The sequence below is a fragment of the Flavobacterium terrisoli genome, assembly GCF_030167905.1.
In the GTDB taxonomy this organism is placed as follows: domain Bacteria; phylum Bacteroidota; class Bacteroidia; order Flavobacteriales; family Flavobacteriaceae; genus Flavobacterium; species Flavobacterium terrisoli.
The window spans coordinates 136,799-149,823 of the sequence record NZ_JARGNA010000001.1; the positions used below are offsets into that span (position 1 = coordinate 136,799).

The 13,025-nt window shown below is 40.1% G+C and carries 10 protein-coding genes; 9 read left to right on the top strand and 1 reads right to left on the bottom strand.

Translation table 11 applies throughout. From position 1 onward, the window contains the following. Position 1: 1 nt before the first annotated feature. Complete coding sequence (locus P1K33_RS00580; RefSeq protein ID WP_284650899.1) at positions 2 to 1,873, bottom strand: Nramp family divalent metal transporter; 1,872 nt, start codon at positions 1,871 to 1,873, stop codon at positions 2 to 4. A 95-nt stretch (positions 1,874 to 1,968) separates the two neighbouring features. Here P1K33_RS00580 and P1K33_RS00585 point away from each other — a divergent pair, with 95 nt between their 5' ends. The 9 genes from P1K33_RS00585 to P1K33_RS00625 all read left to right on the top strand — a co-directional run bounded on the left by P1K33_RS00585 (position 1,969) and on the right by P1K33_RS00625 (position 12,961). Next, positions 1,969 to 4,017, top strand: coding sequence for a TonB-dependent receptor plug domain-containing protein (locus tag P1K33_RS00585; RefSeq protein ID WP_284650900.1), 2,049 nt, complete (start codon positions 1,969 to 1,971; stop codon positions 4,015 to 4,017). Further along, on the top strand, positions 4,017 to 5,159 hold the full coding sequence (locus tag P1K33_RS00590) for a lycopene cyclase family protein (RefSeq protein ID WP_284650901.1): 1,143 nt from the start codon (positions 4,017 to 4,019) through the stop codon (positions 5,157 to 5,159). The genes P1K33_RS00585 and P1K33_RS00590 overlap by 1 nt, the downstream gene beginning before the upstream one ends. Positions 5,160 to 5,248: 89 nt before the next feature. Then, entirely contained in the window at positions 5,249 to 5,659 is a 411-nt protein-coding gene (locus P1K33_RS00595; protein ID WP_284650902.1) for a BrxA/BrxB family bacilliredoxin, read from the top strand. Between the two features lie 230 nt (positions 5,660 to 5,889). Next, positions 5,890 to 7,245, top strand: coding sequence for an oxygen-dependent tRNA uridine(34) hydroxylase TrhO (trhO, locus tag P1K33_RS00600; RefSeq protein ID WP_284650903.1), 1,356 nt, complete (start codon positions 5,890 to 5,892; stop codon positions 7,243 to 7,245). Between the two features lie 173 nt (positions 7,246 to 7,418). Further along, on the top strand, positions 7,419 to 8,615 hold the full coding sequence (locus tag P1K33_RS00605) for a PSP1 domain-containing protein (protein ID WP_284650904.1): 1,197 nt from the start codon (positions 7,419 to 7,421) through the stop codon (positions 8,613 to 8,615). Further along, positions 8,593 to 9,084 carry a gliding motility lipoprotein GldH gene (locus P1K33_RS00610; RefSeq protein ID WP_284650905.1) on the top strand — a complete coding sequence of 164 codons (492 nt, stop codon included), beginning with the start codon at positions 8,593 to 8,595 and terminating at the stop codon, positions 9,082 to 9,084. The genes P1K33_RS00605 and P1K33_RS00610 overlap by 23 nt, the downstream gene beginning before the upstream one ends. Before the next feature lie 4 nt (positions 9,085 to 9,088). After that, a complete protein-coding gene (locus P1K33_RS00615; RefSeq protein WP_284650906.1) occupies positions 9,089 to 11,401 on the top strand; it encodes a penicillin-binding protein 1A in 2,313 nt (770 codons plus the stop codon). A gap of 202 nt (positions 11,402 to 11,603) precedes the next feature. Continuing rightward, on the top strand, positions 11,604 to 12,305 hold the full coding sequence (locus tag P1K33_RS00620) for a CoA transferase subunit A (RefSeq protein WP_284650907.1): 702 nt from the start codon (positions 11,604 to 11,606) through the stop codon (positions 12,303 to 12,305). Between the two features lie 2 nt (positions 12,306 to 12,307). Then, entirely contained in the window at positions 12,308 to 12,961 is a 654-nt protein-coding gene (locus P1K33_RS00625) for a 3-oxoacid CoA-transferase subunit B (protein ID WP_284650908.1), read from the top strand. The last annotated feature ends 64 nt before the right edge of the window (positions 12,962 to 13,025 follow it).

Sequence of the window (13,025 nt, forward strand, 5' to 3'; positions counted from 1 at the left end):
CTTAGTTTTTGATAATGTACAATGGGATTTTGATGCCGTGACGAACCTGATCCACAGTCGTTCCAAAAATCAAATCCTTAAGACCGGTATGTCCGTGCGTTCCCATAATCAGCAAATCATATTCGCCTTCATTGATGATACTCGGAATGACTTTCCCCGGATTACCAAAACCTAATTCGGTCTCGATATGATAGCCTTTTTCAGTTAAAAGATGACGATATTCCAATAACATTTTCTCATCGATGGACGTTTCATGGTCACGCACTGTTGCGCCATAAACTAATGCTCCAACGGTTTCAACAACGTGTATCAAAGTATAATGTGCTTCTTTTCCTCCGAGGCTGAAGGCGTGATTCAAGGCTTTTTCATCAGCGACAGAAAAGTCAACCGAAACCGCAATATTCTTTTTACTCACATTCTTATAATCGGCTAATTTCAGAATCAAATGGTGTGGTGAATGGTTTTCTATTCTTGGTTTGGCCTTGGTCACAAAAGGTTTGAACACGATATACAAAAGCAATATCAAAAAACCAACCGCCAACGGCACAACCGTAAGCCACAACACTGCCGGATTATCAGAAGTTTCCAACCAACCCTGAATCTCATTAAAAACCAATTTGGCATTCAGCGAAACAATAATCGTAGCAATAATCCAAGCCGCTATTTGTGTGGTTCTGCCGATATGATGTCCTTTCATTTTTGATTTGTCACTCACAAAATGAATCAGCGGAATAATGGCAAAACCGAGTTGCAAACTCAAAATCACCTGACTCAAAATCAACATTTTTCCGGTTACGCTTTCGCCAAAAACAGAAATCACAATCACCGCGGGAACAATCGCAATCAAACGTGTGATGATTCTTCGAACCCAAGGCTGGATTCTCAAATTCAGATAACCTTCCATAATGATTTGCCCGGCTAAGGTTCCGGTAATGGTGGAACTTTGTCCGGCTGCAATCAACGCCACGGCGAATAATATTGGTGCCCATTGTGTTCCCAATAACGGTTCTAACAATCGGTGTGCATCCTGAATTTCGGCGATTTCAAACAAACCATTTTTATAAAAGGTTGCCGCTGCCAGAATCAAAATTGCCGCATTGACAAAGAAGGCCAAATTCAGAGCAATCGTGCTATCGATAAAATTATATTTCAAGGCCTGTTTGATGCCTTTGTCGTCGCGGTCAAATTTTCGGGTTTGCACCAATGAGGAATGCAAATACAAATTATGTGGCATTACCGTGGCGCCAATGATACCGATAGCAATGTATAAAGCGCCTTCACTTGGCAACGATGGAATCAATCCTTTCATGATACTGCCAACTTCAGGTTGGGCAAATATCATTTCAAAAACAAAGGAAAAACCAATAATCGCTACCAAAGCAATGATAAAGGCTTCCATTTTTCGAATGCCTTTATTGATCAGGAAAAGCAACAGGAAAGTATCCAAAACCGTAATCACAACGCCTTCAATCAACGGAATGCCAAAAAGTAAATTCAGACCAATTGCCATTCCCAAAACTTCCGCTAAATCACAAGCTGCAATGGCTATTTCGGCCAAAAAGTAAAGGATGTAATTGATGCCTTTCGAATAGGTTTCCCTCGAAGCCTGCGCCAAATCGCGTTGGGTTACAATGCCCAGTCGCGCACTCAAACTTTGCAAAAGTAACGCCATAATGTTACTCATCAGCAACACCCAAATTAAGGCATAGCCAAACTGACTTCCGCCGGCTATATCAGTCGCCCAGTTTCCCGGATCCATATAACCGACACTGATTAAATAAGCAGGTCCAAAAAAGGCCAGTATTTTTCTAAAAACTGTAGTTTTATTTTGGGTCGAAACCGACTCATTTACTTCTTCCAGTGATTTGCTCATTTCTCGATTTTAAGTATTTAAACAACAAATGTAGACAACAATTTTTGTTTAGTAAAATTTATTTTTTAGTTTTGTCTAAAATTTTATTTTGCCAAATGAAAAAGATTGTTCTTTTAATGATTGCACTGTGTTTCAATTCCGCGTTATCACAAGTAAAAGATTCCATAGCTGAAAATTCAAAATCCGAAGTATTAGGAGAAGTTGTGGTGTCGGGCACTTTAAAACCGGTTTCCCGTTTGGAAACTCCGGTTCCGGTAGAAATATATACTAGTGCATTTTTGAAGAAAAACCCAACTTCCAATGTTTTTGAGGCATTACAAAACGTAAATGGCGTTCGACCACAATTGAATTGCAATATTTGCAGCACTGGTGATATTCACATCAACGGACTTGAAGGTCCATATACAATGGTTACTATCGACGGAATGCCAATCGTGAGTGCGCTTTCAACCGTTTACGGATTGTCGGGAATTCCGAATTCTCTCATCGATAGAATTGAAATAATAAAAGGTCCTGCCTCAAGTTTGTATGGCAGTGAAGCCGTTGGCGGATTGATTAATATCATTACCAAAAAAACCAAAACCGCACCTTTGTTTACTGCTGATGTCTTTTCCACTTCCTGGTTGGAAAACAATATTGACTTGGGTTTCAAAGCCAATTTGGGTCAAAATACAGAGTCCTTAATTGGGCTTAACTATTACAATTACAACAGTCCGATTGACAACAATAACGATAATTTCACCGATGTAACGCTTCAGGAAAGAATCTCCATTTTCAACAAGTGGAATTTCATCAGAAAAAACCAAAAGGAATTTACTGTCGCCGGTAGGATTTTTTATGAAGACCGTTGGGGAGGCGAAATGCAATGGAATAAAAGTTACCGCGGCGGCAACGAAGTGTATGGCGAAAGCATTTACACCACAAGATTTGAGTTGTTGAGCAAATACCAATTACCAGTAAAAGAAGATATGTTTTTGTCGTTTTCGGTAACATCGCATGACCAGAATTCGGTTTATGGAACGACTTTGTATTTGGCGCAGCAAAAAATTGCCTTTGGACAATACCTTTGGGACAAAAAATTGGAGAAGCACAATTTGCTTTTTGGTGCAGCCATTCGCCACCAATATTACAACGACAATACAACCGCAACAACTACTGCCGAAAAGACCAATATTTATAGTGCTTTTGTTCAGAACGAAATTAAATTGGCTGAAAAACACCATCTGTTATTGGGCGCAAGATATGATTACAACAACAACCATGGCCACATTTTCACACCACGCATTGCCTACAAATGGAATCCGACGATGAACGATGTTTTTAGAATCAATGCCGGTACCGGATTTAGGATTGTAAACTTATTTACCGAAGAACATGCCGCGTTAACCGGTTCTAGAGAAGTGGTTATGACCGAAAACTTAGAGCCTGAAAAGTCCTATAACATCAATTTCAATTACCTCAAAAAATTCAGGTTTGATAACGCCGCTTTTCTCGGGATTGAATTATCGACTTGGTACACCTATTTCACCAACCAAATCATTCCGGATTATGACACCAATCCGAACCAAATCATTTACCAAAACCTGAATGGTTATTCGGAAGCCGTTGGTTTCAGCGGAAATGTTGACTTGGTTACGCCTCATGGATTTAAAGCGATTATCGGTTTCACGGTTTTAGACCCAAAAAATGTAAAGAACGGCATCACGACCCAACCGGTTTTAACCGAAAAGTACAGCATGAATTGGGCTTTAACCTATGATATTCCCGATTGGTTCTTGTCGATTGATTACACCGGAAATCTTTACGGCCCGATGCGATTGCCACTTTTGGGACCGCTGGATCCAAGAGACGAATATTCCCAACCATGGAGTTTGCAGAACATCCAATTTACTTATAAAAAATTCCGTAATTTTGAGCTTTACGGAGGCATAAAGAACATTTTGAATTGGACGCCCAACAAAGGAAATCCGTTTATTATTGCCAGGGCAGAAGATCCTTTTGACGAAAATGTTGATTATGATGCCAACGGAAATGTGATGGCAACACCATCAAATCCATATGCGCTGACCTTTGATCCGAGTTATGTTTACGCACCGAATCAAGGCATCAGAGGATTTCTGGGACTGAGATATACACTTTATTAATGAAACACTACCATTACATTTTTACCGGTTCGGGTTTATCCGCTTTGATGACGGTATATGAAATGGTGCTTTCCGGAAAATTCAAGGACAAATCCATTCTTCTTATTGACGAGAATTCCAAAAAAGCCAATGACCGAACCTGGTGTTTTTGGGATGAAAAAGGTTTGTATGATGATTTGGCTTCCGCCCAATGGAACTCGGCTTGGTTCAAAAACAAATACTTTGAAAGACAACTAAATCTCGTTCCATACCAATACAAAATGGTCAAAGGATTGGATTTTTACAATCACGTTTTCGAAGTGATTTCAAAAGAAGACAATATTGATTTTATCAATCAAAAAGTAATCGATTTTCAGGAATTAGGACATCATTGTGTGGTCAAAACGAACCAGCAAAGCTTTACCTGTAACCAAATTTTTAATTCGATTTTCAATCCGAAATGGGTGAAAAACCAAACCAAATATCCTTTTTTGCACCAACATTTTATCGGTTGGTTTATCAAAAGTAAAGAAGCGGTTTTCACTCCGGATTGTGCCACGTTTATGGATTTTTCGGTCGAACAAAAAGGCAACACCCGATTTATGTATGTTTTGCCAACCTCAGAAACAGAAGCATTAATAGAATATACTTTGTTCTCTAAAGATTTGCTGTCAAAGGAAGAATACGAAACCGAAATCAAAAACTACATCCAAAAACTCGGCATCACTGAATACGAAATCGTAGAAAAGGAACAAGGCAATATCCCGATGACGTGTTATCCTTTTTGGAAACACAATTCGAAAAACATCTTAAACATTGGCTCTGCTGGTGGTTGGACAAAAGCCAGCACCGGTTATACTTTTAAAAATACAACGAAAAAAACAAAAGCATTGGTTCAGTTTTTATCCAAAGAAAATGATTTAACAAAATTTCACAAAGCTGATAAATTCTGGTTTTACGACTTATTGCTTTTGGATATTTTGGATCAAAAAAACCATTTGGGTTCAACCATCTTTTCGGCTATGTTTGAAAAGGGAAATTCCACAGTAATCTTCAAATTCTTAGATGAAGAAACTTCGTTTTGGGAAGATTTGCGGGTTATCTGGAAGTGTCCGAAAGGTCTTTTTATCAAAGCATTTTTTGGTCGTATTTTCAATCTATGAAATCATAACAAATCTTTATGATTACTTGCTAAAACGCAAGCATAAAACTTTGTAACTTTGCAACGTTAAATTTTTTAAACATACAAATTATGTATCCAGAAGAAATGGTATTGCCAATGCGTGCTGAACTTTCAGAAGCAGGCTTTCAGGAATTATATACAGCAGCTGACGTAAAAAATGCTATCAAAGCAGAAGGAACAACTTTAGTAGTGGTGAATTCGGTTTGTGGTTGCGCGGCAAGAAATGCCCGTCCGGGCGCAAAAATGAGTTTAGATGGTGTCAAAAAACCAGACCATTTAATCACTGTTTTTGCCGGTGTTGACAAAGAAGCAGTTGATGCAGCAAGAGAAGAAATGTTTCCTTTTCCACCATCATCACCAAGTATGGCTTTGTTCAAAAACGGAGAATTGGTACACATGTTAGAACGTCATCATATCGAAGGTCGTCCGGCGGAATTAATCGCTGAAAACCTTAAAGATGCTTACGCTGAGTTTTGCTAAAAAATAAAAACCTTTCTTTTTGAAAGGTTTTTTTATTTCCTGACGCAACCTTTTTAATTTAATTGCGTCTAGGAAATAAGATGCCATGCTAAATGGGAGAAATGCTATGAAAAAGAAACCCAACCGGTCCCAAAACTGTTTGGGTTTTTTTATTTCAAAAAAAATGTAAATTTGCACCGGATTCTTCCATTTAGAGTCCAAAACACATTTCTCACTTAAACGTTTATAGCATGCAACTGTATAACACCTTAAGCGCAGAAGAAAGAAAAGAGCTGATTGATTTAGCCGGACAACAAAGACTTACTTTGTCTTTCTATGCGTATGCCAAAATTGAAGATCCAAAAAAATTTCGCGACGATTTATTTATAGCCTGGAACGCACTTGATGCATTGGGCCGTACTTATGTCGCCCATGAAGGCATCAATGCCCAGATGAGTGTTCCTGCAGAAAACTTTGAAGCTTTCAGGGACACGCTTGAAGTCTATGATTTTATGAAAGGCATTCGCTTGAATGTCGCCGTCGAACATGATGACCATTCATTTTTGAAACTGACGGTTAAAGTGCGTCACAAAATCGTAGCCGATGGTTTGAACGACGATACTTTTGATGTAACCAATAAAGGAATTCACCTAAACGCTTCTGCGTTCAACCAAATTTTAGAAGATCCAAATACGATAGTCGTGGATTTCAGGAACCATTACGAAAGTGAAATCGGGCATTTCAAAGGCGCGATAACTCCTGATGTGGAAACCTTCCGTGAAAGTCTGCCGATTATCAATGAGCAATTGAAAGATTTCAAAGAAGATAAAAATCTGGTGATGTATTGTACCGGTGGAATCCGTTGCGAAAAAGCCAGCGCCTATTTCAAACATCAGGGTTTTAAAAATGTGTACCAATTAGAAGGCGGCATTATCCAATACGCCAAACAAATCAAGGAAGAAAATCTGGAAAGTAAATTCATCGGGAAGAACTTTGTGTTTGACCATCGTTTGGGAGAAAGAATTACCGACGATATCGTTGCCCAATGTCACCAGTGTGGCAAACCTTGTGACAATCACACTAACTGTTCCAATGACGGTTGTCATTTGTTGTTTATCCAATGTGATGACTGTAAGGCAGCCATGGAAAACTGTTGTTCCACCGAATGTTTGGAAATCACCCATTTGCCTTTGGCTGAACAGGTAAAATTGAGAAGCGGAAAACAGGTTGGAAACAAAGTCTTCCGAAAAGGAAAATCTGAAAACCTAAAATACAAACACTCTGGTGAACTGGCCGGAATTCCTTTGGCTACAGCCAAAACCACCGACATTCGTCAAAAAATAAAAATCAAAAAAGCATTGGTTGGTAAAGCTGAGCATTATTACACTAAAGCCAGTGTTGGTCTTTTTATTATCGAAAATCAGGAATTGAATTTGGGTGATAAAATTATCATTTCGGGACCAACGACCGGTAACCAGGAATTGGTTTTAGAAAAAATGTTGGTCAACGGAGCAGAAAGCACTGTGGCTAAAATGGGTGACAAAATTACTTTTGAAGTGCCTTTCCGAATTCGTTTGTCGGACAAATTGTTTAAGATCATCGGATAAAAAAGTCCTTATTTCTCATAAAACTCCAAATTCCAACAACCCAAACGCCGTTGGAATTTGGAGTTTTCTCTTTTGTTTTTTAACATTTAAATATACTATCTTTACACTTTTAACGTTTATGATTAGTAGCCTCGTTGGAATGACGAAGCGACCAACATACATATATCCAAATTATGGCTTGTCAAAGTTGTTCAACATCTGATGGTGGTGCACCAAAAGGATGCAAAAATAATGGGACTTGCGGCACCGATAGCTGCAACAAATTAACCGTTTTCGATTGGCTCTCCAACATGAGTTTGCCCAATGGTGAAGCGCCTTTTGACTGTGTCGAAGTGCGTTTTAAAAACGGGAGAAAAGAATTTTACCGCAATACCGAAAAACTGACTTTAAGCATTGGTGACGTTGTTGCTACTGAAGCTTCACCGGGTCATGATGTCGGAATTGTAACGCTAACCGGCGAATTGGTAAAAATCCAAATGAAGAAAAAAGGGGTGAATCACACCAGCCCTGAAATCGCCAAAGTGTACCGAAAAGCATCCCAAAAAGATATCGATATCTGGAGCGATTCCCGTGATAAGGAAGAACCGATGAAAGTAAAAGCCCGTGAATTGGCGATTGCGCACAAATTGGAAATGAAAATTTCCGATATCGAATTCCAAGGCGATGGTTCCAAAGTGACTTTTTATTATACGGCCAATGATCGTGTGGATTTCCGTTTGCTAATCAAGGATTACGCCCGTGAATTCAGCACCAGAATCGAGATGAAACAAGTCGGTTTCCGTCAGGAAGCTTCCCGACTTGGTGGAATCGGTTCTTGTGGAAGAGAATTGTGTTGTTCCACCTGGCTAACCGATTTCAGAAGCGTGAATACCTCTGCAGCGCGTTACCAACAATTGTCTTTGAATCCTCAAAAATTAGCCGGTCAATGTGGAAAACTGAAATGTTGTCTGAACTATGAGTTAGACACTTATATGGACGCATTAAAAGATTTCCCTGATTTTGAAACCAAATTAAAAACCGAAAAAGGTGATGCTGTTTGTCAAAAACAGGACATTTTCAAAGGCTTAATGTGGTTTGCTTATTTTGACAACTTTGCCAATTGGCATGTGTTAAAAATTGATCAGGTTAAGGAAATAGTAGCACTAAACAAACAAGGCAAAAAAGTAAGTTCGCTTGAAGATTTTGCCGTTGAAATTGTGGCTGAACCTGAAAAAGATTTCAATAATGCGATGGGGCAAGAGAGTTTGACCCGTTTTGACCAACCGAGAAATAAGAAAAGGAATAACAACAAGAATAAAAAGCGTAAACCTTTTGGCGCTGATAAAAAACCATCACCTGAGAATAAAAATGAGCCTAAGAATAAGAAATAGTTTTATCCTGCTCTTGGTAGCGGTACTTTTATTTTCTTGCGACGAAAAAAGAGTCTTTGACGAATACAAGTCAGTCGGAAAGGAATGGCACAAAGACAGCATTGTGACTTTTGATTTGCCACAATTGGATCCAAAGAAAATGTACAATCTGTATGTTAACGTAAGAGATAATGACGATTATCCATTTAATAATTTGTTTCTGATTGTGTCGCTGGAACAGCCCAACAGAAAAGTGTTAGTGGATACTTTGGAGTACCAGATGACCAATCCTGATGGCACGCTTCTTGGTGACGGATTTACGGACATCAAGGAAAACAAGTTGTTTTATAAAGACAAACAGAGTTTTACGCAAAAAGGAGTTTATAAAATTCATATCAGGCACGCGGTGCGACAAACCGGCAAAATAGAAGGCGTTCCTTCACTTCCGGGTGTATCCGATGTTGGTTTCAGAATAGAATCTACAGATTAAAAATATGACACAAAAAACGAATACAACGGTCAAAGATATCAAGTACTACCAAAGAAAATTTTGGCAGTTATTCCTTTATGGACTTGGAATCATGGTATTGTTTTTCTTCCTGGCTTCCTGGGGATTTTTCGGTAGCATGCCATCTTTTGAAGACTTGGAAAACCCCGAATCCAATCTGGCCACCGAAATCATTTCTTCCGATGGTGTGACCATTGGTAAGTTTTATAACGAAAACCGAACACCAATCAAATACGAAGATTTACCGCCACATTTGGTAAAAGCTTTAGTGGCTACCGAAGATGAGCGTTTCTACGAGCATTCCGGAATTGACGCCAGAAGGACTTTTGGTGCAGCGCTGAAATTAGGCGCCGATGGTGGTGCGAGTACATTGACCCAACAATTGGCCAAATTATTATTCCATGGTGAAGGTTCAAGTTTCAAGCCTTTCCGTATCATTCAAAAAGTAAAGGAATGGATTATTGCAGTAAAACTGGAACGCCAATACACCAAAAACGAAATCATCGCCATGTATTTGAACAAAGCCGATTTTGTGAATACCGCGGTAGGAATTCGTTCCGCTTCCAAAGTATATTTCGGCAAAGAACCACGCGATTTATCGATTGATGAAGCGGCAATGTTTGTCGGGATGCTTAAAAATCCTTCGCTTTACAATCCGCTGCGTCGTCTGGAAAAAGTAAAAAACAGACGAAATACGGTTTTGGATCAAATGGTGCGAAACAAAGTTTTGGATGCTGCAGCCAAAGATACTTTAGCCAGCAAACCTATCGTTTTGAACTTCCATCCCGAAAGCCACAAAGAAGGAACAGCGACCTATTTCCGTGAATTCCTTAGAGAATACATGAAGAATTGGGCCAAAGAAAACAAAAGACCTGATGGCAGCGACTGGGATATTTACAGCGATGGTTTGAAAATTTACACGACTATCGATTCCAAAATTCAGGAGCATGCTGAAGAAGCGGTTCAGGCACACATGAAAAACCTGCAACAGGAATTTTTCGCGCAGCAGAAAGACAATAAAAATGCACCTTTCGTCAATATTACTCCTGAAGAAACCAAAAGAATCATCTCTCAGGCGATGAAAAATTCTGAACGTTGGCGCGTGATGAAAGAGATGGACAAAACAGAAGACGAAATCATCGCTTCTTTTGACATCAAAACCAAAATGAAAATCTTCTCCTGGAAAGGCGAAATCGATACGTTGATGACACCGATGGATTCCATCCGTTATTACAAACACTTCCTGCAGGCAGGATTGATGTCGATGGAACCACAAACCGGTCATATCAAGGCTTGGGTTGGCGGAATCGATTATAAATATTTCCAATACGACCACGTAGGTCAAGGCGCAAGACAAGTTGGTTCTACTTTCAAACCATTCGTTTACGCCACCGCTATCGAGCAATTGGGCATGTCGCCTTGTGATTCTATCATCGACAGCCCGTTTATGATCCACAAAGGAAGACACAATGTAACCGAAGATTGGGAACCTAAAAATTCCGATCACCAATACCGTGGCATGGTGACTTTAAAACGCGCTTTGGCTTTATCCATCAATACGGTTTCGGCCAAACTGATTGACAAAACCGGTCCGGAAGCCGTAGCCGCTTTGACCAAAAAATTAGGCGTGAAATCAGAAATTCCTGCACAACCCTCAATTGCATTGGGTGCAGTAGAAATCACAGTAGAAGATATGGTCGCGGCTTACAGTACGTTTGCCAATCAAGGCGTTTACATCAAACCGCAATTCATCAGCAGAATCGAAGATAAAAACGGTGTCGTGCTTTACGAACCGGTTCCTGATACGCATGACGTATTGAACAAAGACATTGCCTATGCCGTAATTAAATTACTGGAAGGCGTGACCGAAAGCGGTTCGGGTGTGCGTTTGCGTACACAAGGCGGCGGAAGCGGTGACAATCGTTGGACCGGATATCCATACATGTTTACCAATCCAATTGCGGGTAAAACCGGAACATCACAGAATCAATCTGATGGTTGGTTTATTGGTATGGTTCCGAATTTGGTAACCGGAGTCTGGGTTGGTTGTGAAGACCGTTCGGCTCGTTTCAAAGGCATCACTTACGGACAAGGAGCAACAGCTGCACTACCAATTTGGGGTTATATGATGAAGAAATGCTATGAAGACAAAGACCTTCAAATCTCCAAAGATCCGTTCCAAAGACCGGATAACCTTTCCATCAAAGTAGATTGTTGGGCTCCGCCAAAAGCAGAAGTCGATTCAACGGCAGTTCCAACAGAGGAAGAAGAACAAAATCCGGAAGAATTTGGTTTGTAATTGTTAGGAGCTTTTCCGGCTGTCCGCGTCAATCTTTTGCTGTCGCTTCGCAAGCTCAGCGTAAGCAAAAGGATTTCTGCTTCCATCCGGGCTATAAAAAATAAAAGAATCTCATTTGCCTTTGCAGATGGGATTTTTTATTTTCCCTATTCGTTTTTAAATTCCTAAATTTACGCCTCAAACAAAACAACACTAATCAATCATGATTAATAAAAAAGTAAACTCTGTACAAGAAGCACTGCAAGGCATCGAAGACAATATGACCATCATGCTCGGTGGTTTTGGGCTTTGTGGCATTCCTGAAAACAGCATTGCCGAATTGGTAAAGAAAGAAACGACAGGACTAACCTGCATTTCCAATAATGCCGGTGTCGATGATTTCGGATTGGGCTTGTTGCTTCAAAAAAGACAAATCAAAAAAATGATATCTTCTTACGTAGGAGAAAATGCCGAATTCGAACGCCAAATGCTTTCGGGTGAATTGGATGTAGAATTAACACCACAAGGAACGTTAGCCGAAAAATGCCGCGCTGCACAAGCCGGAATTCCTGCTTTCTTCACGCCTGCCGGTTACGGAACCGAAGTAGCTGAAGGCAAAGAAGTACGCGAATTCAATGGTAAAATGCACATCATGGAACTGGCCTATAAAGCCGACTTTTCTATTGTAAAAGCCTGGAAAGGTGACGAAGCCGGAAACCTGATTTTCAAAGGAACCGCCCGCAACTTTAATGCTCCAATGGCCGGTGCCGCTAAAATCACCATCGCGGAAGTCGAAGAATTAGTACCGGTAGGTTCATTGGATCCAAATCAAATTCACATTCCGGGCATTATGGTGCAACGCATCTTCAAAGGCGAGAAATTTGAAAAGAGAATTGAGCAACGTACCACCCGAAAAAGAAGTTAATCATGTTAGGAAAAGAAGAAATCGCAAAAAGAATAGCCCAAGAGGTTAAGGATAAGTATTTCGTTAACCTGGGTATCGGAATCCCGACTTTGGTAGCCAACTATGTTCGTACCGATATTTCGGTGGAATTTCAATCTGAAAATGGCGTGTTGGGCATGGGTCCATTTCCTTTTGAAGGCGAAGAAGATGCAGACGTCATCAACGCCGGAAAACAAACCATCACGACCTTACCGGGAGCCAGTTTTTTTGACTCGGCTTTTAGTTTCGGAATGATACGCTCACAGAAAGTAGATTTAACCATTTTGGGTGCTATGGAAGTTGCCGAAAATGGAGATATCGCCAACTGGAAAATTCCGGGCAAAATGGTTAAAGGAATGGGCGGCGCTATGGATTTAGTGGCTTCTGCCGAAAATATTATCGTGGCCATGATGCACGTGAACAAAGCAGGCGAAAGCAAGATTCTGAAAAAATGTACTTTGCCTTTAACCGGTGTTGGCTGTGTGAAAAAAGTGGTAACCGAATTGGCTGTAATGGAAGTTACCCCAAAAGGTTTCAAACTATTGGAACGCGCTCCGGGTGTTTCGGTTGAGCATATCATTGCTTCTACCGAAGCCGATTTGATTATCGAAGGCGATATTCCGGAAATGGTGATTTAATCCATTTCAGATAAAATAAGAAACCACAAAACTCAATTGAATTTTGTGGTTTTTTTATGGATAA